Origin of the sequence: Nocardia sp. NPDC004068, from assembly GCF_042874315.1 — a bacterium.
Lineage (GTDB): Bacteria > Actinomycetota > Actinomycetes > Mycobacteriales > Mycobacteriaceae > Nocardia.
In genome coordinates this window covers 148,657-169,882 of the sequence record NZ_JBIAMW010000001.1, presented here as the reverse complement: position 1 = coordinate 169,882, position 21,226 = coordinate 148,657, and the positions used below count along the sequence as shown (strand labels likewise).

At 69.3% G+C, this 21,226-nt stretch carries 21 protein-coding genes; 11 read left to right on the top strand and 10 right to left on the bottom strand.

All coding sequences use genetic code 11. The annotated features are described in order from the left end of the window. Nucleotides 1–15: 15 nt before the first annotated feature. The 5 genes from ACFYTQ_RS00825 to ACFYTQ_RS00805 form a co-directional block, all read right to left on the bottom strand. The gene (locus ACFYTQ_RS00825; protein ID WP_387355905.1) at nucleotides 16–408 is read right to left on the bottom strand and encodes an ectoine synthase; all 393 of its coding nucleotides are present in this window, start codon (nucleotides 406–408) and stop codon (nucleotides 16–18) included. Between the two features lie 2 nt (nucleotides 409–410). Further along, nucleotides 411–1,673, bottom strand: coding sequence for a diaminobutyrate--2-oxoglutarate transaminase (ectB, locus tag ACFYTQ_RS00820; protein ID WP_387355903.1), 1,263 nt, complete (start codon nucleotides 1,671–1,673; stop codon nucleotides 411–413). After that, on the bottom strand, nucleotides 1,670–2,257 hold the full coding sequence (gene ectA, locus ACFYTQ_RS00815; RefSeq protein ID WP_387356954.1) for a diaminobutyrate acetyltransferase: 588 nt from the start codon (nucleotides 2,255–2,257) through the stop codon (nucleotides 1,670–1,672). Before ectA ends, ectB begins: the two co-directional genes overlap by 4 nt. Nucleotides 2,258–2,352: 95 nt before the next feature. After that, nucleotides 2,353–3,363, bottom strand: a complete 1,011-nt coding sequence (locus tag ACFYTQ_RS00810; protein WP_387355901.1) for an ATP-binding protein — start codon at nucleotides 3,361–3,363, stop codon at nucleotides 2,353–2,355. 1 nt (nucleotide 3,364) lies between these two features. After that, the gene (locus tag ACFYTQ_RS00805; protein WP_387355899.1) at nucleotides 3,365–4,075 is read right to left on the bottom strand and encodes a response regulator transcription factor; all 711 of its coding nucleotides are present in this window, start codon (nucleotides 4,073–4,075) and stop codon (nucleotides 3,365–3,367) included. 157 nt (nucleotides 4,076–4,232) lie between these two features. Here ACFYTQ_RS00805 and ACFYTQ_RS00800 point away from each other — a divergent pair, with 157 nt between their 5' ends. Continuing rightward, complete coding sequence (locus ACFYTQ_RS00800; RefSeq protein ID WP_387355898.1) at nucleotides 4,233–5,456, top strand: Ig-like domain-containing protein; 1,224 nt, start codon at nucleotides 4,233–4,235, stop codon at nucleotides 5,454–5,456. On the opposite strand, the gene ACFYTQ_RS00795 is transcribed toward ACFYTQ_RS00800, so the two are convergent. Continuing rightward, nucleotides 5,453–6,070, bottom strand: coding sequence for a TetR/AcrR family transcriptional regulator (locus ACFYTQ_RS00795; protein WP_387355896.1), 618 nt, complete (start codon nucleotides 6,068–6,070; stop codon nucleotides 5,453–5,455). The genes ACFYTQ_RS00800 and ACFYTQ_RS00795 overlap by 4 nt on opposite strands. A 95-nt stretch (nucleotides 6,071–6,165) precedes the next feature. Between ACFYTQ_RS00795 and ACFYTQ_RS00790 the strand changes: the two genes are divergently transcribed. The 8 genes from ACFYTQ_RS00790 (at nucleotide 6,166) to ACFYTQ_RS00755 (ending at nucleotide 13,057) form a co-directional block, all read left to right on the top strand. Further along, the gene (locus ACFYTQ_RS00790) at nucleotides 6,166–7,059 is read left to right on the top strand and encodes a metal-dependent hydrolase (protein ID WP_387355895.1); all 894 of its coding nucleotides are present in this window, start codon (nucleotides 6,166–6,168) and stop codon (nucleotides 7,057–7,059) included. After that, nucleotides 7,059–8,084, top strand: a complete 1,026-nt coding sequence (locus ACFYTQ_RS00785) for a PDR/VanB family oxidoreductase (RefSeq protein WP_387355893.1) — start codon at nucleotides 7,059–7,061, stop codon at nucleotides 8,082–8,084. The genes ACFYTQ_RS00790 and ACFYTQ_RS00785 overlap by 1 nt, the downstream gene beginning before the upstream one ends. A gap of 18 nt (nucleotides 8,085–8,102) precedes the next feature. Next, nucleotides 8,103–9,566, top strand: a complete 1,464-nt coding sequence (locus ACFYTQ_RS00780; protein WP_387355892.1) for a flavin-containing monooxygenase — start codon at nucleotides 8,103–8,105, stop codon at nucleotides 9,564–9,566. Further along, on the top strand, nucleotides 9,563–10,453 hold the full coding sequence (locus tag ACFYTQ_RS00775; protein ID WP_387355891.1) for a short-chain dehydrogenase/reductase: 891 nt from the start codon (nucleotides 9,563–9,565) through the stop codon (nucleotides 10,451–10,453). Before ACFYTQ_RS00780 ends, ACFYTQ_RS00775 begins: the two co-directional genes overlap by 4 nt. Before the next feature lie 129 nt (nucleotides 10,454–10,582). After that, nucleotides 10,583–11,038 (top strand): peptide-methionine (R)-S-oxide reductase MsrB, encoded by a 456-nt coding sequence (gene msrB / locus ACFYTQ_RS00770; RefSeq protein WP_387355889.1) that lies wholly within the window; start codon nucleotides 10,583–10,585, stop codon nucleotides 11,036–11,038. Continuing rightward, nucleotides 11,035–11,550, top strand: coding sequence for a peptide-methionine (S)-S-oxide reductase MsrA (gene msrA, locus ACFYTQ_RS00765; RefSeq protein WP_387355888.1), 516 nt, complete (start codon nucleotides 11,035–11,037; stop codon nucleotides 11,548–11,550). The genes msrB and msrA overlap by 4 nt, the downstream gene beginning before the upstream one ends. Nucleotides 11,551–11,586: 36 nt before the next feature. Next, on the top strand, nucleotides 11,587–12,453 hold the full coding sequence (locus ACFYTQ_RS00760; RefSeq protein ID WP_387355886.1) for an alpha/beta fold hydrolase: 867 nt from the start codon (nucleotides 11,587–11,589) through the stop codon (nucleotides 12,451–12,453). 112 nt (nucleotides 12,454–12,565) lie between these two features. After that, entirely contained in the window at nucleotides 12,566–13,057 is a 492-nt protein-coding gene (locus ACFYTQ_RS00755; RefSeq protein WP_387355884.1) for a beta-class carbonic anhydrase, read from the top strand. Between the two features lies 1 nt (nucleotide 13,058). On the opposite strand, the gene ACFYTQ_RS00750 is transcribed toward ACFYTQ_RS00755, so the two are convergent. Genes ACFYTQ_RS00750 through kdpF form a run of 4 tightly spaced genes read right to left on the bottom strand, consistent with a single transcriptional unit; the run spans nucleotide 13,059 to nucleotide 17,768 of the window. After that, nucleotides 13,059–13,952 carry a potassium-transporting ATPase subunit C gene (locus ACFYTQ_RS00750; RefSeq protein ID WP_387355882.1) on the bottom strand — a complete coding sequence of 298 codons (894 nt, stop codon included), beginning with the start codon at nucleotides 13,950–13,952 and terminating at the stop codon, nucleotides 13,059–13,061. Beyond that, nucleotides 13,952–16,024, bottom strand: a complete 2,073-nt coding sequence (gene kdpB, locus ACFYTQ_RS00745) for a potassium-transporting ATPase subunit KdpB (RefSeq protein WP_387355880.1) — start codon at nucleotides 16,022–16,024, stop codon at nucleotides 13,952–13,954. Before kdpB ends, ACFYTQ_RS00750 begins: the two co-directional genes overlap by 1 nt. Beyond that, nucleotides 16,021–17,694 carry a potassium-transporting ATPase subunit KdpA gene (gene kdpA, locus ACFYTQ_RS00740; protein WP_387355878.1) on the bottom strand — a complete coding sequence of 558 codons (1,674 nt, stop codon included), beginning with the start codon at nucleotides 17,692–17,694 and terminating at the stop codon, nucleotides 16,021–16,023. Before kdpA ends, kdpB begins: the two co-directional genes overlap by 4 nt. Beyond that, nucleotides 17,694–17,768, bottom strand: a complete 75-nt coding sequence (kdpF, locus tag ACFYTQ_RS00735; RefSeq protein ID WP_387356952.1) for a K(+)-transporting ATPase subunit F — start codon at nucleotides 17,766–17,768, stop codon at nucleotides 17,694–17,696. Before kdpF ends, kdpA begins: the two co-directional genes overlap by 1 nt. 251 nt (nucleotides 17,769–18,019) lie before the next feature. On the opposite strand from kdpF, the gene ACFYTQ_RS00730 reads away from it, so the two are divergent. Then, nucleotides 18,020–20,524 carry an ATP-binding protein gene (locus ACFYTQ_RS00730; RefSeq protein ID WP_387355876.1) on the top strand — a complete coding sequence of 835 codons (2,505 nt, stop codon included), beginning with the start codon at nucleotides 18,020–18,022 and terminating at the stop codon, nucleotides 20,522–20,524. Beyond that, the gene (locus ACFYTQ_RS00725) at nucleotides 20,521–21,222 is read left to right on the top strand and encodes a response regulator (RefSeq protein WP_387355874.1); all 702 of its coding nucleotides are present in this window, start codon (nucleotides 20,521–20,523) and stop codon (nucleotides 21,220–21,222) included. Before ACFYTQ_RS00730 ends, ACFYTQ_RS00725 begins: the two co-directional genes overlap by 4 nt. Nucleotides 21,223–21,226 lie beyond the last annotated feature (4 nt).

Genomic DNA, 21,226 nt, shown 5'->3' with positions numbered 1-21,226 from the left:
GTGTTCTCCTCCTCACTACTGCGGGACGGCGATCAGGGGATAGACGCCGTTCTCGTCGTGCACCTCCTGGCCGGTCACCGGCGGGTTGAACACGCACAGCATCCGCATCCTCGTGCGGGTCTCGACGCGGTGCCGCTCGTGACCGTTGAGCAGGTACATGGTGCCGGGGCCCAGTTCATAGCGTACGTCGTTGTCCAGGTCGTGCAGGGTGCCCTCGCCCTCGACCAGCCACACCGCCTCCACATGGTTGGCGTAGTGGAACTCGTGCGTCGTGCCGGGCTCGATCGTGGTCTCGTGGAACGAGAATCCGACGCCGTCCCCGGCCAGGATGATGCGCTTGCTGCGCCAGCTCTCGGCCGCGACGTCGCGGTCGGTCCCGGTGATCTCGTCGGTGGTCCGGACGATCATGGTCAGTTACCTCCTCGCACCATGTCCACGGCCCGGCCCAGAATGCTCAGGCCGTGGTCGAGTTCGTCGTCGGTGATCGTCAACGGCGGCAACAGCTTCACCACCTCGTCCTCGGCGCCGGAGGTCTCCACCAGCAGGCCGTGTTCGAAGGCGATGCGGCTGACCTTGCCCGCCTGGGTGGGCTCGTCGAACACCAGCCCGTGCACCAGCCCGCGGCCGCGGGTGGACACGCCGGTGTACTGCTCGGCCAACTCCGAGAACGACTTTCGGATCCGGTCGCCCTTGGCGATCGTCGACTTCTCCAATCGATCGTCGCTCCAGAAGTGCTCGAGCGCGACCCGGGCGGTGACGAAGGCGGGGTTGTTACCGCGGAAGGTGCCGTTGTGCTCGCCCGGCGACCACTGGTCCAGGTCGCGGCGCATGAGCACCAGCGCCAGCGGCATGCCGTACCCGCCGATGGACTTCGACAGCGTGACGATGTCGGGGGTGATGCCCGCGATCTCGAACGAGAAGAACGGCCCGGTCCGGCCGCAGCCCATCTGCACGTCGTCGACGATGAGCAGAATGCCGCGCGCCGAGCACAATTCGGACAACCGGCGCAGCCACTCCGGGCGCGACACGTTGACCCCGCCCTCGCCCTGCACGGTCTCCACGATCACCGCGGCGGGCTTGTCCACGCCGGAGGAGTTGTCGTCGAGCGCCTTCTCCATCCAGTCGAGTTCGTCGCCGCCGTCGAGGTAGCCGTCGTAGGGCATCGGGTTGACGTGCACCAGCGGCACACCGGCACCCGCGCGCTTGGCGGCGTTACCGGTCACCGACAGCGCGCCCAGCGTCATGCCGTGGAAGGCGTTGGTGAAGTTGAGGATCGTGGTGCGGCCGGTCACCTTGCGGGCCAGCTTGAGCGCCGCCTCGACCGCGTTCGCGCCGGTCGGCCCGGGGAACTGCACCTTGTAGTCCAGCCCGCGCGGCTCGAGCAGCACCCGGTTCACCGTCTCCAGCAGTTGCTGTTTGGCGACGGTCGACATGTCCAGGCCGTGCGTGATGCCGTCGCGCGCGATGTAATCCAGCAGCGCCTGCTTCAGTACCGGATTGTTGTGCCCGTAGTTCAACGCTCCCGCGCCCGCGAAAAAGTCCAGATAATCGCGGCCTTCGCCGTCTCGCAGCCACGCACCCTGAGCGGTGTCGAACAGCGTCGGCCAGGACCTGCAATAGCCGCGCACATTCGATTCCAAATTCTCGAAAACGGTCATCTCAGCGGTGGTCATCGAATGATCCTTCCTGAGGTGTGCGCAACTGCGCTTTCCTTCTCCCGCGCCGCGGTCGTGAGCGGCGCTATCCGGTACAGGTCCTCTGCTTCGTGCCCGTCCGGGAAATCCTGGGGTTCGAACAAGGTCTGGCGCGTCATGCGCGCGCCGCGGCGGCGGGCCAGCGAGGCGAACATCGCCAGCGATGCCTCGTTGTCCGGCGACACCGTCGTCTCCAAGGTCGAAATGCCTTGGGCCGCAACGGAATCTACCAGATGCTCGAGCATCGTCACGCTCAGCCCCCGGCCGCGGAAGGCGTGGTCGACGGCGACCTGCCAGATGAACAGCACATCCGGCGCCTGCGGCCGCAGATATCCGGTGATGAATCCCGCGATTCGACCACCGATTTCGGCGACCACCGAGGTGCCGCGAAAGTCGCGACACCACAGCAGATAGGCATAGCTCGAATTCGCGTCCAGCACCTGCGAATCGACCGCGATCTGCCACATCCGCGCGCCGTCGCCGAGGCGCGGGGTGCGAATCACGGTCTGCGAGTGGGCCCGCCCTCTTTCGAGGGTGGCGGCGCCGGAGGAACTGCTCGGCATACTCGGTCTTCGGGTCTGCTTCACGTAGTTAGATTTGCCAGATTTCTTTGCGGGCAACCTGTCGGCTTCATTACAGTCGTGTTACGCAGGCGTTTTCAGTGAGTTGCGTCACTTATGGGTAGACAGACCGTGAATCGTGCTCCGCCACCGTCCCGTTCGCCGCAGCGCACCCGGCCGCCGTGCGCCGCAACGGTTTCCGCGACCAGCGCCAATCCGATGCCGGTGCCCGTGCCGGAACGCCGCCCGCGGCGCACTGTGACGAACCGCTCGAAGACGCGTTCGCGGTCCTCGGGAGCGATCCCCGGACCGGCGTCGTCGACTGTGATAATCACCTCGGTACCGGCACGCCGGGCGCCGACGGCAACAACTCCCCCGCCGTGGCGTTGGGCGTTCTCGAGCAGATTCACCACGGCCCGTTCGAGTTCCAGCTTGCGGCCCAGCACGGTCGCCTCGCCCTCGACGCGCAGCAGATCGGGCGGGACGCGGAGTTCGGCGAGGGTGTGGGTGAGCAGTTCGCGCACCGACAGCGGTTCGGCGTCGGCGGCGTGCAGGCGCGCCTCGGCGCGGGCCAGCGCCAGCAGATCGTCGAGCAGGCGGCGCAGATGGTCCAGTTCGGCGCGCACCAGATCCAGCGCCCGGCGCGAGCGCTCGGGCAGTTCGTCCGCGTGACGGCTCATCACCTCGACGCTGGTGGTCAAAGTCGTGAGGGGCGTGCGCAATTCGTGACTGACGTCACCCACCAGCCGCCGCTCGCGGTCGATCCGCCGTTGCAGCGAATCCACCATGGCGTTGAAGGCGTCGACGGTCGGCGCGAGATCGGGATCGTCGGTGTCGGGCAGCCGGGTGCCGAGTTGACCCGAGGCGATCCGGGCGGCCGTGCCGGTCACCTGGCGCAGCGGCCCGAGCAGGCGGCGCGAGAGCCACAGCCCGAACACCGCGCCGATGCCGGTTCCGGCGATGGCACAGGTGATCAGCGTCTCCCAGAAGCCGCGGTGCAGCAGGGTGACCGACGCCGCGAGCAGCGCCGAGACCATTCCGGAGGTGGCGGCGAACGCGAAAACCGCTCGCGCGCGCAGGTTCTGGCGGCGCTCGGGCCGAGTCAGCACCTCACCGCCGGACGTCCAGCCGATACCCCAGCCCGCGCACGGTCACCACGAGGGCGGGTTCGGAGGGATCGCGCTCGACCTTGGTGCGCAACCGGCGCACGTGCACATCCACGATCCGTTCGTCGCCGAAGAAGCCACGGTCCCAGACCCGTTCCAGCAGCACGCTGCGGGAGAGCACCCGGCCGGGCGTCTCGGCGAGTTCGCACAGCAGCCGGAACTCGGTGAGCGTCAGATGCAGTTCCTCGTCGCCCCGGCGCACGGTGCCCGCCTCCGGCGAAAGCAGCAGCGGCGCTTCGGGATCCGCGTCGAGCACGACCTCCTGCGGGGCGGGCGGCTCGGCGAACTGCTGGGCGCGGCGGCGCAGGGCGCGCATCCGCGCGGTGATCTCCTTGATCTCGAACGGTTTGGTGACGAAGTCGTCGGCCCCCGCCTCCAGCGCGGCCACCACGTCGTGGGTGTCGTCGCGGGCGCTGACCACGATGATCGGCACGTCGTGGTCGCGGCGGATCTCGCGGATACAGCTGAAGCCGTCCATATCGCCGAGCATGAGATCGACGATCATCACATCGGGGGCGCCGTTGTCGCGCAGATGCTCGAGCGCGTCCTCGGCCTCCTCGGCCTCGGCGACGTCGTATCCCTCGTCCTCCATGGCCAGCCGCAGGGCGGTGCGGACCCGGTCGTCGTCCTCCACGATCATCAGGTTCGCGCCCATCACTCAACCACCTCGCCACCGACACACGACGGTTTGCTGGGTACCCACCGCCCATCCCGCGTAAACCCGCGGCAACACCCGCGGATGTGCGGCCGGTCGCAGGCGCTGCGTAGACTGTCCCGTCGGAGACAGTCGGGCGATTTCGCAGGAGAAAACCATGTCAGGTCGGCGCTGCCGATTCGGTATCGCCGTGGCTTGTGCCCTGGTGATGTTGTCGGCCGCGTGCTCGTCCTCGTCGGGGACCGTGTCGAAACCGGGGCCCGCGACGCCGGGCCCGGCGACTCCCGTCATCGCGGTGACGCCCGGGAACGGCAGCAAGAACGTCGATCCGCTGGGCAAGATCGAGGTGAGCGCCTCCGACGGCATCCTGACCGACGTCAGCATGGTCAACGAACAGGGCAAGCCGGTGGAGGGCATTCTCACCCCCGACCGCACCGCGTGGAAGCCGAGCGGCCCGCTGGGCTACGACCACACCTACACCGTCGACGCGAAGGGCCTGTCCATCACCGGGCCGACCGGACCGTTCAAGGCGTCCTTCGCCACCATCACCCCCAGCAACCAGACCAAGCTGTACCTCACCACCACGGGCGGCCAGACGCTGGCCGAGGGCGGCACCTACGGCGTGGGCACGGTGATCGTCGCGCACTTCGACGAGGACATCCCCGACCGGGCCGCGGCCGAGAAGCGGCTCACGGTCACCACCGATCCGCCGGTGCAGGGCTCCTGGTACTGGATGGACGACCGCAACGCGCACTGGCGGCCGGAGAAGTACTGGCCGTCGAACACCAAGGTGACCGTGCAGGCCAACATCTACGGCGCCGAACTCGGCAACGGCCTCTACGGCCAGGAGGATACGAAGACCACGTTCAAGATCGGCCCGTCACATGTGGCGATCGCCGACGACAGCACCCATCAGGTGCAGGTCTTCGAGGACGGCAAGCTCATCCGCACGATGCCCACCTCGATGGGCCGCGGGGGCAGCGAGCAGATCGGCAACAAGACGATCTACTTCAACACCCCCGCGGGCGTCTACACCGTGATGGACAAGGGCAACCCGGTCATCATGGACTCCTCCACCTACGGCCTGCCGGTCAACGACCGGCTGGGCTACAAGGAGGCCATCAACTGGGCCACCCGCATCAGCGGCGACGGCATCTACCTGCATCAGCTCGATTCGACGGTCTGGGCGCAGGGCAGCTCCAACACCTCGCACGGCTGCCTGAACCTCAACGGCGAGAACGCCAAATGGTTCTTCGACTGGTCGATGCCCGGTGACGTGGTCGAGATCCACGGCACCACCGGCCCGCCGCAGCAGTCCTGGAACAACGGCGACTGGACCATCCCGTGGGCCGAATGGCAGGCGGGCAGCGCCCTGCGTTAGGGCGCGACGACGATCGGCACGAGGTAGCGGCGGGCGAAGTCGGCCAGCCGCTCCTCGGTCGCCAGATCCAGCGCACCTTGCGGGGTCAGGATCAGCGAGTGCACCACGCGGCAGATGACCTCGCAGCGCCCGGTCAGGTCGGGCACGGGGGCCAGTAGCCCGCGGTCGACGGCCTGTTCCAGGGCCGCGGCGGCGGTGGCGACGCTCATGGCGAAGACGTTCGCGCCCGCGACGGTCAGGTTCATGATCACCCGTTCCGGCTCGATGTCGAGCATGCGGCGCACGAGAGGGTGTGCGCGCCAACGGGTTACGACGGTGACGAAGATGTCGGCCACCAGTCCGTCGAGGGTGTCGTGGCGCTCGGGGATGCCCGCGATCTCGGCGAGCACGGCCCCGACCTCGCGCCGGACGACGGCGGCCACGAGATCGTCGCGCGAGCCCAGGCGGCGATAGACCGTCACGCGATCGACCCCGGCGTGGCGGGCGACGTCCTCGATGGTCGTCTTCTTCACGCCGACCTCTTGGAATCGGGACAGCGCCGCGTCCAGGATGCGCTCCTCGACCTCGTCGGCGATGTCCGCGCGCGATGCTGGGGTCTTCGACGCGGTCGTCACCCACTCAAACTAGCAGCCGGACGCCTTTGTGCAACGTTTATATCGAATTGTTGCGCAACATTGCGAGGAGGTTTGTTGCATTGTACGGTCGAGGCATGGCTGATACGGCTGATGCGACGACGCATCACTATCGCGACGAGGCGCACGCCATCACCGCCCGGGACGTCCGCTTCGACTTCGACTCGGTTCCGCTGCACTACATCCCGGGCGAGGTGCTGGCCACCCACATCGTGAACGTGATGCATCTGGTGCTGCCCGAGGGCGAGCGCGCGATGGCCCGGGCGCTCGCCGAGGCGCTGCCGCACATCGGCGACGAACGGCTGCGCGAGGAGGTGCGCGGATTCATCGGGCAGGAGTCGACGCACGCGAACAGTCACGAGGCCGCGCGCAGGCATCTGCAGGCCCTGGGCCTGGACGTCGACTCCTATGTGCAGGGCATCGCCTGGCTGGTCGACCGGTTCCTCGGAGACCACGGCCTGGCCGGGCGCGCCCGCGAGGAGTGGCTCAAGGAGCGGCTCGGCCTGTTCGCGGGCATGGAGCATTTCACGGCCGTGCTCGGGGAGTGGCTGCTCAACGCGGAGGTGCTCGAGGACAAGGGGATGCACCCCGCCATGCTGGATCTGGTCCGATGGCACGGCGCGGAGGAAGTGGAGCACCGCAGCGTGGTCTACGACGCCTACATGTATCTCGACGGGGGCTATCTGCGCAAGGCCCGCACGGCGGTGCTCGCCGCGGGCACGCTGTTGCCGCTGTTCGTGTTCTCGGCGGCCTATCTGTATCGCAAGGATCCGTCGCCGACCAAGGGCCGGTTCTGGGGCTGGCAGTTCCTCGACGCGACGCGCCGCGGTGTGATCCCCAAGTGGACGGTGTTCCTCACCGAGGTGCCGCGGTATCTGCGGCCCGGCTTCCATCCCTCGCAGCTGGGTCCGATGGACACCGCGCTGCGCTACCTCGCGCACTCCCCCGCCGCGCGCGCCGCGGACCGGTGATGGACACGACGCCCCCGCCGGGGTTGCGCATGGTCGCGGCCGCGCTGGGCCTGTACCGCTCGGTGGTCACCGCGGCCCGGGCCGCGCCGCTGCTGTCGCCGCCGAAACCGTTGCGGCGCACCGGTTTCGACCGGGACGTGGTGGTCGAGACGGTCACCCGCGAGGCGGTCGACGTGGTGAGCCTGACAGTGCGCGCGGCCGACGGCGGCACGCTGCCGAGCTGGCGGCCGGGGGCGCATCTGGACGTCTTCCTGCCCTCGGGTCGGCAGCGGCAATACTCGCTGTGCGGCGATCCGCGCGACCGGTACCGGTATCGAATCGCGGTGCGGCGCATCGCGAACGGCGACGGCGGCTCGCTGGAGATCCACGACCGACTGCGCGCCGGGTCGGCGCTGCGAATTCGCGGTCCGCGCAACGCGTTCACCCTCGTCGAGGCGCCGTCGTATCTGTTCCTCGCCGGGGGCATCGGCATCACCGCGATCCTGCCGATGGTGCGGGCCGCGGGTGCGCGCGGGCGGCTGGTGTACACCGGACGTTCCCGCGAGACCATGCCGTTCCTGGACGAACTGCCGAGCGCCGAGGTGCGGCCCGACGACGAGTGCGGCGTCCCCGACGTCGCCGCGATCCTCGCGGCGGCGAAACCCGGTGCGGCCGTGTATGTCTGCGGTCCGCCGCCGATGCTGGCCGCCGCGCGGCGGCACCTGTTCGAGCTGAATCCGACCGGATCGCTGCACACCGAACGCTTCTCCCCCGCCCCGGTCGTCGACGGCCGCGCCTTCGAGCTGACCCTCGCGCGCACCGGCCGCCGGATCCGGGTGGGCGCCGAGGAGACGGCCCTGGCCGCGCTGCGCCGCGAACTGCCGGATGTGGATTACTCCTGCCGCCAAGGGTTCTGCGGCACCTGCCGGGTGCGGGTGCTGTCCGGCGCGGTGGACCACCGCGACCACGCCGGGATCGATCGCGACGAACAGATGCTGGTGTGCGTCTCGCGGGCGGCGGGCGACCATCTCGTACTCGACCTCTGATCGGCGAAAGGATCGCCCGTGACACCCACCCCCGAGCACCGGCACATCGTGGTGATCGGCGCCGGATTCGGCGGCATCGGCCTGACGATCAAGCTGCGCGAGGCCGGTTTCGACGACGTGCTCGTCCTCGAACGCGCCGACGACCTGGGCGGCACCTGGCGGGCCAACACCTACCCGGGCTGCGCCTGCGATGTGCCCTCCCAGCTCTACAGCTACTCGTTCGCACCGAATCCGCACTGGTCGCGCGTCTACGGACAGCAGCGCGAGATCCTGGAGTATCTGCGGTCGGTCGCCGCCGAACACGATGTGCCGCAACACATCCGGTTCCGCACCGAACTGCTCGACGCCCGCTGGGACGACGACCGCGCGGTGTGGGATATCGACACCACGGGCGGGCGGCTCACCGCCGACTTCCTGATCTCGGCGACCGGCGTGTTCGCCGAGGCGAAGTATCCGCGCATCGCGGGCGCCGACACCTTCGCCGGGACGAGTTTCCACTCGCTGCACTGGGATCATGCCCACGATCTGCGCGGGGAGCGGGTCGCGGTGATCGGCACCGGCGCCTCGGCCGTGCAGTTCGTGCCGGAGATCCAACCCCTGGTGAAAGAGCTGTTGCTGTTCCAGCGGTCGGCGCCGTGGATCGTGCCGCGTCTGGACCGGCCCACGCTCGCGCTGGAACGGCAGCTGCTGAGTCGGCTTCCGTTGGCGCGGAAGGCGATTCGCGGCAGCTGGTACGCGGCGATCGAGGGGTTCGGGCTGATCTCGTTGGTGGATCAGCGGTTCCGGCACCTCTACGAGCCGCTGGCGAGGTTCCAGTTGCGGCGGCAGGTCGCCGATCCGCGGCTGCGGCGCACGCTCACCCCCGATTACGTGATCGGCTGCAAGCGGGCCATCTTCTCCGACGCCTACCTGCCCGCGCTGACCCGGCCCAATGTCGAGGTGGTCACCACCGGCATCGCCGAGATCCGGCCGCATTCGATCGTGCTGCGCGACGGCGCCGAGCGCGCGGTGGACACCATCGTCTACGCCACCGGCTTCACCCCGATCCCGAGCGCCTACGACCGCATCACCGGGCGCGCGGGCACCTCGGTGGCGGAACTGTACGACCAAGAGCCGCAGAGCTATCTGGGCGTGGCGCTCGCGGGGTTCCCCAACTTCTTCATGACGCTGGGCCCGTTCGGCGCGGCGGGGAACCAGTCCGCCGTCTTCATGATCGAATCGCAGATCACCTACATCGTGGACGCGCTGAAGACGGTGCGCCGCAACGGTTCCCGGCGGGTGGAGGTGCGCCCGGCGGTGCAGGAGCGGTTCCTGGCGGAGATGGCCGAGCGCAGTTCCTCGACGGTGTGGCTCACCGGCGGCTGCGAGAGCTACTACACCACGCCCGACGGCCGCAACGCCGGGCTGTATCCCAACTGGAGCTTCGAATACCGCAGGCGCACACGCCGATTCGACGCGCGATCCTACGAGGTGACCCGATGAGCGCACCGTCCTTCCCCGTCCGCGATCGGGTGGCGCTGATCACCGGCGCGGGCCGGGGCATCGGCCTGCGCCTGGCGCGGGAGCTGCACCGGCGCGGCGCGCGGATCGCGGCGGTCGACATCGACGAGAGCGCCGCGGCCGCGGCGGCGGCCGGGCTGGGCCCGCGCGCGCTGGCCGTCGGCGCGGATGTCACCGACCGGGCGGCGATGGCGGACGCGGTGGACCGGGTGGTCGCGGAGTTCGGGCGGTTGGACGTGGTGATCGCCAACGCGGGCATCGCGCCCGAACCGGCCACGCTGCGCACGATGGCCGGGCGGGCGTTCGATCGCGTGGTCGCGGTGAATCTCACCGGGGTGTTCAATACCGTGCGTCCCGCGCTCGACCCCATCGTGGCCGCGGGCGGGCACGTGGTGGTCGTCTCCTCGTGCGCGGCCTTCGCTCCCGGCATGGCCGGATCGCCGTACATGATCACCAAGGCGGCGGTGGAACAGCTCGGGCGGGCGCTGCGGGTGGAGCTGGCGGCGGTCGGCGCGAGCGCGGGCGTCGCCTACTTCGGGTTGGTGGACACCGAGATGACCCACGACACCCTCGATCGCGATCCCCTCGGCCGGATCCTGGCGACCATGCTGCCGTGGCCGTTGAACGTGCGGATCAGCGCCGAGCACGCGGCGAGGGTCGTGGCCGACGGCATCGAGCGGCGCGCGGCCCGGACCATCTCCCCGGCGGGCTGGCAGCCCTACGCCCTGTTGCGCGGGGCGGTCAATGTGGTGCTCGACAGCCGCCTCGCCCGCGATCCGCGCGTACACGAGCTGATCCGGCGGGTCGAGGCGCGGGGGCGGGAACCCTTGACGCAGAGCGATTTTCGGGAGACGGGTGGTATGGGGTAGGGGAAACTATCGGCGCGGCGTATCGTGTGCGATGACGCGCCAGATGTGACCGAAGTGTGACGCCGCCACCGGGCGGAACTTTCCGCACCGGGGCGCGGGTTGTACCGGGTGTCGATATGAGGAGGTCATATGGCACAGGAATACAACCGCAATCCCGCGGCCGTGGCCGCGCTTTCGCCCGAGCAGTACCACGTCACCCAGAAGAACGGCACCGAGCGGCCGTTCACCGGCGAGTACTGGGACAACCACGAGCCGGGCATCTACGTCGACGTGGTCTCCGGCGAGCCGCTGTTCGCCTCGGTCGACAAGTTCGACAGCGGCACCGGCTGGCCGAGTTTCACCAAGCCGATCGATGACGGCAATGTGCGGGAGAAGAAGGACTTCAGTCACCTCATGATCCGCACCGAGGTGCGGTCCGCGCACGGTGACAGCCATCTCGGCCACGTCTTCCCCGACGGCCCCCGCGAGGCGGGCGGCCTGCGTTACTGCATCAATTCGGCGGCGCTGCGGTTCATCCCCCTCGACGACCTCGAGGCGGAGGGCTACGGGCAGTACCGGACTCTCTTCGTGAAGGAGGACGCGTGAGCGACACGCGAAAGGCGATTCTGGCCGGCGGATGTTTCTGGGGCGTGCAGGATCTGATCCGCAAGCAGCCCGGCGTGGTCTCCACCCGGGTCGGCTACACCGGCGGCCGGAACGACCATCCCACCTACCGCAACCATCCCGGCCACGCCGAGGCGGTGGAGATCGTCTACGACCCCGAGCGGACCGACTACCGCGCCCTGCTGGAGTTCTTCTTCCAGATCCACGATCCCACCACCAAGGATCGCCAGGGCAACGACATCGGCAGCAGCTACCGTTCGGCCATCTTCTACCTCGACGAGGAGCAGAAGCGGGTGGCCCTCGACACCATCGCCGACGTCGACGCCTCCGGCCTGTGGCCCGGCAAGGTCGTCACCGAAGTGACCCCCGCCGCGGAGTTCTGGGAGGCCGAGCCGGAGCATCAGGACTACCTGCTGCGCTACCCCGACGGCTACACCTGCCACTACCCGCGTCCGGGCTGGAAGCTGCCCAAGCGGCAGGCGGCCGCGCAGTAGCGATGAGTTTCGGTGCCGGGTGGCGTCGGCATACCTGTGACGACGTACACCCTGCACCTTCCCGAGGTCGATCTCGTCTACGACGTGCACGGCCCGCTGCCGCCCGGCGACGGGCGGCCGCCGCTGCTCATGATCGGACAACCCATGGCCGCCAGCGGTTTCCGCGCGCTGGCCGCCCATTTTCCCGAGCGCACGGTGGTCACCTACGATCCCCGCGGGCTCGGGCGCAGCGTCCGTACCGACGGCCGGACCGACAATTCGCCGACGACGCAGGCGGCGGATCTGCACGCGCTGATCCGGGAACTCGGCGTGGGCCCGGTGGAGATCTTCGCCAGCAGCGGCGGCGCGATCACCGGGCTGGCCTTGGTGGCCGCCCACCCCGACGACGTGCTGACCCTGGTCGCGCACGAGCCCCCGCTCATCCGGACCCTCCCCGACGCCGATCTCGCTCTGCGGATTCGCGAGCAGACCCGGGACGCCTACCGCGCCAAGGGTTCCGGGGCGGGGATGGCGGTGTTCCTGGCCTCCACGATGTGGCAGGGCGAGTTCACCGAGGAGTTCTTCGACCGCCCGATCGATCCCGCCCAGTTCGGGCTGCCGTCCGAGGACGACGGTTCCCGCGACGATCCGCTGCTGTCCGAATCCTCCTGGGCGGTAACCGATTACGAGCCCGATATCCCCGCCCTGACCGCGGCGCCCACCCGCATCGTCTTCGCGGTGGGCGAGGAGACCGGCGACACCCTGACCGCCCGCACGACCGTCGCCACCGCGGCCCTGCTCGACCTGCGGCCCGTCGTCTTCCCCAGCCACCACGGCGGATTCGCCGACGGCGAATCCGGCTACCCCGGCCAACCCGCGGCCTTTGCCCGCACCCTCCACCGGGTACTCGACGAGCGGGTCTGAGACTCGCCAGGATTGGCCTCACCCTGCGCGAAAGCCTCGCGTCGGGGGACGACGGGGGTCACCGTCTATGCGTACATGTGAATGTCCGCACCCCCGACCCGAAGGCGCGATCATGACGGTGACCGACGAATACCTGTCCAACAACGCCGAATACGCCGCCCAATTCAAAGGCCCCCTCCCCCTCCCCCCGAGCCGACACGTCGCCGTCCTCGCCTGCATGGACGCCCGCCTCGACGTCTACCGCATCCTCGGCCTGAAGGAGGGCGAGGCCCACGTCATCCGCAACGCGGGCGGCGTCGTCACCGACGACGAGATCCGTTCCCTCGCGATCAGCCAACGCCTGCTCGGCACCACCGAGATCATCCTCATCCACCACACCGACTGCGGCATGCTCACCTTCACCGACGACGACTTCAAACGCACCCTCCAAGACGAAACCGGCCTCAAACCCACCTGGTCCCCCGAATCCTTCCCCGACCTCGACGAGGACGTCCGCCAATCCCTCCACCGCGTCCAAGCCAGCCCCTTCATCACCAACACGACCTCCCTACGCGGCTTCGTCTTCGACGTGGCCACCGGCAAATTGAACGAGGTCACGGCCTGAGTCACCTCCCGTACGGGAACCGCTCGTCCAGGTCCAGGTTCAATTCGAGGACGTTGACGCGGGGTTCGCCGAGGAAGCCTAGGTCGCGGCCGGAGGTGTGGGTCGCGACCAGGGCCCGGAGTTGGTCCTCGGTGATGTTGCGGGACTTGGCGATTCGGGGGATCTGGAGGGTGGCGTAGGTCGGGGAGATGTCGGGGTCGAGGCCGGAGGCGGAGGTGGTGACGGCGTCGGGGGGGACGGGGGTGGCGGTGGGGGCGTCGCCCTTGATGGGGACGAGTTGGCCGGTGGAGTAGTCGGCGCCGGGGGTCGCGCAGACGACCCTGGTCTTCAGGTACGTGGTGAGAAACGGGGTGGCGGGGCAGGGTTCGTTCACGCTGACCACCTCGGTGGGGTGGGTGACCTCGCCATGGGCGTCGCGGGGGCCGAGGACCGACAGGACCGCGCCGACGCCGCCGGGGGTGCAGAACGGGCGGGCGCCGGAGACGCCCTCGCGGTCGCCGATGGTCTTGCTGCGGGCGCAGATCTGGGTCAGCAGAGACTGTTTCGTCTTCGACGGGTCGGGGTCGAGGGTGTCGACGATGCTCTCGGGGCCGAGGTTGCCGAAGCTGGTCGCGGTGGGGTCGTAGCCGTCGCCCTTGCCGGAGGCGGACGGGCGGGACTGGAAGTACTGGACCAGGGCGTTGCCGTTGCCGTCGGTGAAGCTCTGCCCGAGCAGGCGCGAGCCGACCACCTCGCCGTGCCGCGCGAGCACCGATCCCTCGGCCTTGTCGTGCAGGCCCGGCAGCTGCGCGACCGCGAAAACGGCCAGAGGATAAGCGATTCCGGTGATCACGGTGAGCAGGAGCAGCGCGCGCAGGGCGGCCAGGTGCTGGCGGATCCAGGTGGACAGGTGCATCAGGACATCCCGGGGAGGAATCGGACGACGAGGTCGATGAGCTTGATCCCGATGAACGGGGCGATGAGGCCGCCGACACCGTAGATCGCGAGATTGCGGGACAGCAGCGCGGACGCGCTCGCCGGGCGATAGCCGACCCCGCGCAGCGCGAGCGGGATCAGCGCGACGATGACCAGGGCGTTGAACACCACCGCGGACAGGATCGCCGACTGCGGACTGTGCAGGCGCATGACGTTGAGCACGTCCAGGCCGGGGAACAACACCACGAACAGCGCGGGAATGATCGCGAAGTACTTGGCGACATCGTTGGCGATGGAGAAGGTGGTCAACGCGCCGCGGGTGATCAACAACTGCTTGCCGATCTCCACGATCTCGATCAATTTGGTCGGATCCGAATCCAGATCGACCATGTTCCCGGCCTCCTTCGCCGCCGAGGTCCCGGTGTTCATCGCGACACCGACGTCGGCCTGCGCGAGCGCGGGCGCGTCATTGGTGCCGTCACCGGTCATGGCGACCAGCCGCCCGCCCTCCTGCTCCCGCTTGATGAGCGCCAGCTTGTCCTCGGGCGTGGCCTCGGCGAGGAAGTCGTCCACACCCGCCTCGTCCGCGATCGCCTTGGCGGTCAACGGATTGTCCCCGGTGATCATGACCGTCCGGATGCCCATGCGCCGCATCTCGTCGAACCGCTCCCGCATCCCTTGTTTCACAACGTCTTTCAGATGGACGACGCCGAGCACCCGGGCCTTCTCGTCCACGATCTCCCCGACCACCAGCGGCGTACCGCCCGAGGCGGAGATGTCGTCGACGGTCGCGCCGAGCTCCGGCGGCACCGAACCCCCCTGGGCGCGAACCCATTCCGTGACCGCACCGGCCGCGCCCTTGCGCAGCCGATGGCCGTCGCGCAGATCCACCCCCGACATGCGGGTCTGGGCGGTGAACGCCACCCACGTCGCGCCGACCAGTTCACCGGGCGTGCGTTCCCGCTTGTGGTGGGCGGTCTTCGCGTGGACGACGATCGAGCGACCCTCGGGCGTCTCGTCGGCGAGACTGGAAAGCTGTGCGGCGTCGGCCAATTCGTCGGCGGCGACGCCGGGCACGGGCACGAACTCCGCGGCCTGCCGGTTCCCGAGGGTGATGGTGCCGGTCTTGTCCAGCAGCAGTGTGTTCACGTCCCCGGCCGCCTCGACCGCGCGCCCGGACATGGCCAGCACATTGCGCCGCACCAGCCGGTCCATGCCCGCGATGCCGATGGCCGACAGCAGCGCCCCGATCGTGGTCGGGATCAGGCACACCAGCAGCGAGACCAGCACGATCCCGGTCACGCCGTGCGCGTTCAGGGCGAGCCCGTCGGCGACACCCGGGTTGTTCGATCGGGCGAAGATCGCCAACGGTTGCAGGGTCGCCACCGCGAACACGAAGATGATCGTCAACGCCGCCAGCAGGATGTTCAGCGCGATCTCGTTCGGCGTCTTCTGCCGCGCCGCGCCCTCCACCAGCGCGATCATCTTGTCGATGAACGATCCGCCCGGCTCCTGGGTGATCTCCACGACGATCCGGTCCGACAGCACCGTGGTGCCGCCGGTGACCGCGCAACGGTCGCCGCCGGATTCGCGGATCACCGGCGCGGACTCGCCGGTGATGGCCGATTCGTCCACCGACGCAATGCCTTCCACCACATCGCCGTCCCCGGGAACGACCTGCCCGGCCTCGACCACGACATGGTCACCCCGCCGCAGTTCCGGCGCGGGCACCTGTTCCTCGCGCACCCGCTCCGCGCCCGGGGACCATCCCACCAGCCGCCGGGCGATCGTGTCGGTCTTGGCCCTGCGCAGCGAGTCGGCCTGCGCCTTGCCGCGCCCCTCGGCGACGGCCTCGGCGAGATTGGCGAAAAGCACGGTGAGCCACAGCCATCCGACGATCGCCCACGCGAAGAAACTCGGCTCGGCGATCGCCAGGATCGTCGCCCAGACCGCGCCGATCTCCACGATCAGCATGACGGGATTGCGCCACAGCGTGCGCGGATCGAGCTTGCGCAGCGCGTCGGGCAGGGACCGGATCAGCATGGCGATCATGCGTGGATTCCTTCGGCGAGCGGCCCGAGCGCGAGCGCGGGCAGGAAGGTCAGGGCGACCAGGATGATCGTGACGCCGACGACCATGCCGACGAACTGCGGCCGATGCGTGGGCAGCGTCCCGATCGACGCCGGGGTGCGGCCCTGGCGGGCGAGCGAACCGGCGAGGGCGAGCACGAACACGATGGGCACGAAACGCCCGAACACCATCGCCAGTCCGAGCGCGGTGTTCCACCACACCGTGTTCCCGCTCAGGCCCGCGAACGCCGACCCGTTGTTGTTGGCCGCGGAGGTGAACGCGTACAACACCTCGGTCAGGCCGTGCGGCCCGCCGTTGGCCATCGCCGCGCGTTCCCCCGGCAGGGCCATGGCGACGGCGGTCCCGGTCAGCACGATCAGCGGTGTGACGAGGAAATACGTTGCGGCGAGCTTGATCTCGCGCGGGGTGATCTTCTTCCCCAGATACTCGGGAGTCCGCCCGACCATGAGTCCGGCCACGAACACGGTGATCACCGCGAGGATCAGCATGCCGTACAGGCCCGATCCGGTGCCGCCGGGCGCGACCTCCCCCAGCTGCATATTGAACAGCGGCCACAGCCCGCCGAGGCTGGTGTAGGAGTCGTGCGCCGAATCCACCGCCCCCGTCGAGGTGAGCGTGGTCGCGGCCGCGAAGGTCGCCGAATTCGACACGCCGAAGCGGGTTTCCACGCCCTCCATCGCCGCCCCGACCGCGGTCGGCACCGTCCCGTGGTGCCGCAGCTGGAAGAGGTTCGTCAGCGTCACGCTGAGCAGGGCCAGGATCGCCATCACCGACGCGATGGCGTAGCCCTGCTTGGATGAACCGACCATCCGCCCGAACGTGCGCGGCAGGGAGAAGCTGATCACCAGCAGCAGGAAGATCTCCACCCAGTTCGTCCACGCGGTCGGATTCTCGAACGGGTGCGCGGAGTTCACATTGAAGAAGCCGCCGCCGTTGGTGCCCAGCTCCTTGATGACCTCCTGGCTCGCGACCGGACCGCCCGGCAGCGATTGTGCCGCGCCCGCAACGGTATTCGCGCTCCGGTCGAACAGGTGGAAGTTCTGGACCACGCCCCCGGCGACGAGCACGATCGCGAACACGAACGCGATCGGCAGCAGGATCCGCAGGGTGCCCCGCACCAGATCCACCCAGAAGTTGCCCAGATCCCCGGTCCGCGTCCGCGCGAACCCGCGCACGAGCGCGATCGCCACGGCCATACCGACCGCGGCGGAGACGAAGTTCTGCACCGCCAGCCCGGCCATCTGCACGAGGTGTCCCAGCGTGGACTCGCCCGCGTAGTTCTGCCAGTTGGTGTTGGTGACGAAGCTGATCGCGGTGTTCCAGGCCAGATCCGCCGTCATCGGCGTGCCGGGATCCACGAGATGCAGCGGCAGCCTGCCCTGCGCCAGTTGCAGGAAGAACAGGAACAGCACCCCGATCGCCGAGAACGCCAGCACACTGCGCGCGTACACCGCCCAGCTCTGCTCGACGCCGGGACGCACCCCGATACCGCGATAGATCAGTCGTTCCGCCCGCGAGTGCCGCTCACTCGTGTACACGCGAAACATGTAGTCGCCCAACGGGATATGCACCAGGGCGAGCGCGATGACCAGGGATCCGACGAAGACGATCCCCGCGGTTGTCGTGGACACTAGAACCTCTCCGGAAAGACCAACGCCGCCACCAGGAACACGGCGACACCCACGGCCAGCACCAGGCCGACCACATTCGCGGTCACAGCCGTTCCACTCCCCGCTGAATCAGACCGAGCAGGGCGAAGACCCCCACGGTCACCAGCGTGAACACCACGACAGACATGACGGAACCTCTCTACGAACACGACCGCAGTGAGTACAGCGCCGCGCAACCCCGCAACGAGCGCCCTTGACGGCTTCTTAGCGCCCCCGCCCCGCGCCTTGACGCATCGCTTACGCCGCAATGCGCGGGATACGCGCGGAGAAAAGCCATGATGGACGGGTGAAACGCGGCCAACTGCGCATCTATCTCGGCGCCGCCCCGGGCGTGGGCAAGACCTACGCCATGCTGGCCGAGGCGCATCGCCGCCTCGAACGCGGCCGCGACGTGGTGGCCGCGATCGTGGAGACGCACGGCCGAGCCAAGACCGCCGAACTGCTCGAGGGCATCGAGCGGATCCCGCCCCGGCAGCTCACCTATCGCGGCGCCACCCTGCCCGAACTCGACGTCGAGGCCGTGCTGCGCCGCCACCCGGCGGTCGTGCTCGTCGACGAACTCGCCCACACCAACGTCCCTGGATCCGGGCACGAGAAGCGCTGGCAGGACATCCACGAGATCCTCGACGCGGGCATCGACGTGATCTCCACGGTCAATGTGCAGCATCTGGAGAGCCTCAACGACGTCGTCGAGCGCATCACCGGCGTCACGCAGCGAGAAACCGTGCCCGACTGGGTGGTTCGCGGCGCCGATCAGGTCGAGCTGGTCGACATCACCCCGGAGGCGTTGCGGCGCAGGATGTCCCACGGCAACGTCTACGCCGCCGACCGGGTCGACGCCGCCCTGCGCAACTACTTCCGACCCGGAAACCTCACGGCGCTACGGGAATTGGCGCTGCTGTGGCTGGCCGATCAGGTCGACGCGGCGCTGGCCCGCTACCGCTCCGACCATCGGATCACCGACACCTGGGAGGCCCGCGAGCGCGTCGTGGTGGCGGTGACCGGCGGGCGGGAGTCGGAGACGATCGTGCGCCGCGCCAGCCGCATCGCCACCAAGTCCAGCGCGGATCTCGTCGTCGTGCACGTGGTGCGCGGCGACGGCCTGGCGGGCGTCTCGCCGCAACGGCTCGAGCGGCTGCGCGATCTGGCCGCCGGACTCGACGCCGAACTGCACACCATCACCAGCGAGGATGTGCCGACCGCGCTGCTGGATTTCGCGCGGCAGGTCAATGCCACCCAGCTCGTGGTCGGCACGTCCCGGCGCTCGCGCTGGGCGCGGATCCTCGACGAGGGCATCGGGTCGACCGTCGTGCAGCGCTCGGGCACGATCGACGTGCACATGGTCACCCACGAGGAGGCCCGCCGGCCGATGCGGTGGTCGCCGACGCCGCGCGAACACAAGGTGGCCTCGTGGTCGATGGCGCTGCTGGTGCCGTCGCTGATCACCGTGGTCTGCGCGGTCTGGTTGGACGGGCGGCTCAACCTCGACGGGGAGAGCGCGCTGTACTTCATCGGGGTGATCGGGGTGTCGCTGCTGGGCGGTGTCGCGCCCGCGGCGTTGTCGGCGATTCTCGGTGGGCTGCTGCTGAATTGGTTCTTCGTCTCGCCGCGGCACAGCCTCACCATCGCCGAGCTGAACAACTCGCTCACGATCGTGGTGATGGCCATGGTCGCGGTCGCGGTGGCCGCGCTGGTCGACATCTCCGCCGCGCGCGCCCGCGAGGCCCGGCAGGCGTCGCGGCAGGCCGAGCTGCTGGCCCTGTTCGCCGGGGCCGTGCTGCACGGCGCGGAACTGGAGGATCTGCTCGAACGCGCCCGGGAGACCTTCGGCCAGCGGGCCGCGAGCCTCATCGACGACGAGCGGATGCTCGCCGGGGCGGGTGAGCGCCCGCCGACGCGAATCCCGCAGGCGGACACCGTGATCGACGCGGGCGACGACAGCCACCGCCTGCTGCTCAGCGGGCGGCCGCTCACCCCCACCGACCGCATGGTGCTCGGCGCGGTCGCCAAACAGGCCGCCGGGCTCGTGCAGCGGCGGCAACTCGCCGAGGAGGCCCAGGCCGCGGCCGGGGTGCTCGCGGCCGACCGGTTGCGCCGGTCGCTGCTGTCGGCGGTCAGCCACGATCTGCGCACTCCACTCGCCGCGGCCAAGGCGGCGGTGTCGAGCCTGCGCAGCGACGAGGTCGAGTTCTCGCCCGAGGACACGGCCGAATTGCTGGAAACCATCGAGGAATCCGTGGATCAGCTCACCGGACTGGTCGGCAATCTGCTCGACTCCTCGCGCCTGGCGGCCGGTGCGGTGCGACCCCAGCTGCGGCGGGTGTACCTCGACGAGGTCGTCGGCCGCACGGTCGTCGGGCTCACCATGGGCTCGCGCGGCGCGCGCCGGGCGGCGGTGGCCCGGGTGAAGGTCGAGGTCGGCGACGTCTCGGTGCGCGCCGACAGCGGTCTGCTGGAACGGGTGCTGGCCAACCTCATCGATAACGCCCTGCGCTACACGCCGGGCGACACGCCCATCCGGGTGACCGCCGAACGGACCGGGGACCGGGTGTCGATTACCGTCGTCGACTACGGGCCGGGAGTGCCGACCGGCCTGGAGGATCAGCTGTTCGAACCGTTCCAGCGCCTCGGCGATCGCGACAACTCCACCGGCGTCGGGCTCGGCCTGTCGGTGGTGCGTGGATTCGTGGAGGCCATGGGCGGCGCCGTGCACGCCGAGCCGACCCCGGGCGGCGGCCTGACCATGGTGCTGGACCTCCCGGCCGACCGAGACGAACAGGAGAACGGGTGACGACACCGGCGCCAGCGCCCACCAAGGTGCTCGTGGTCGACGACGAACCGCAGATCCTGCGCGCGCTGCGGATCAATCTGTCGGTGCGCGGTTACGAGGTCGTCACCGCGGCCACCGGCGCCGCGGCGCTGCGCGCGGCCGCGGAGAAACATCCCGATGTCGTGGTCCTCGATCTGGGCCTGCCCGATATGGACGGCATCGAGGTGCTCGGCGGGCTGCGCGGCTGGAGCCGGGCGCCGGTGATCGTGCTGTCGGCGCGGACCGACTCCGGCGACAAGGTGGAGGCCCTCGACGCGGGCGCCGACGACTACGTCACCAAGCCGTTCGGCATGGACGAACTGCTGGCCCGGCTGCGGGCCGCGGTGCGGCGGGCCACGACCGTCGGCGAGGGCGTGGACCCGGTCGTCGAAACACCCTCGTTCACGGTCGATCTCGCGGCCAAGAAGGTGACCCGGCACGGCCGTGACGTCCACCTCACGCCCACCGAATGGGGTGTGCTCGAGATGCTGGTGCGCAACCAGGGCAAACTCGTGGGCCGCCGCGAATTGCTGCGCGAGGTCTGGGGGCCGTCGTACGCGACCGAAACCCATTATCTGCGGGTGTATCTCGCGCAACTGCGACGCAAACTCGAGGACGACCCGTCGCGGCCGAAGCATCTGCTCACCGAGGCGGGCATGGGATACCGCTTCCAGGCGTGAGCCG

Coding starts and splice junctions, on each gene's coding strand:
- ACFYTQ_RS00825 (WP_387355905.1), bottom strand. CDS start 408: ATGATCGTCCGGACCACCGACGAGATCACCGGGACCGACCGCGACGTC.
- ectB (WP_387355903.1), bottom strand. CDS start 1,673: ATGACCACCGCTGAGATGACCGTTTTCGAGAATTTGGAATCGAATGTG.
- ectA (WP_387356954.1), bottom strand. CDS start 2,257: ATGCCGAGCAGTTCCTCCGGCGCCGCCACCCTCGAAAGAGGGCGGGCC.
- ACFYTQ_RS00805 (WP_387355899.1), bottom strand. CDS start 4,075: ATGGGCGCGAACCTGATGATCGTGGAGGACGACGACCGGGTCCGCACC.
- ACFYTQ_RS00800 (WP_387355898.1), top strand. CDS start 4,233: ATGTCAGGTCGGCGCTGCCGATTCGGTATCGCCGTGGCTTGTGCCCTG.
- ACFYTQ_RS00790 (WP_387355895.1), top strand. CDS start 6,166: ATGGCTGATACGGCTGATGCGACGACGCATCACTATCGCGACGAGGCG.
- ACFYTQ_RS00785 (WP_387355893.1), top strand. CDS start 7,059: ATGGACACGACGCCCCCGCCGGGGTTGCGCATGGTCGCGGCCGCGCTG.
- ACFYTQ_RS00775 (WP_387355891.1), top strand. CDS start 9,563: ATGAGCGCACCGTCCTTCCCCGTCCGCGATCGGGTGGCGCTGATCACC.
- msrB (WP_387355889.1), top strand. CDS start 10,583: ATGGCACAGGAATACAACCGCAATCCCGCGGCCGTGGCCGCGCTTTCG.
- ACFYTQ_RS00755 (WP_387355884.1), top strand. CDS start 12,566: ATGACGGTGACCGACGAATACCTGTCCAACAACGCCGAATACGCCGCC.
- ACFYTQ_RS00750 (WP_387355882.1), bottom strand. CDS start 13,952: ATGCACCTGTCCACCTGGATCCGCCAGCACCTGGCCGCCCTGCGCGCG.
- kdpB (WP_387355880.1), bottom strand. CDS start 16,024: ATGATCGCCATGCTGATCCGGTCCCTGCCCGACGCGCTGCGCAAGCTC.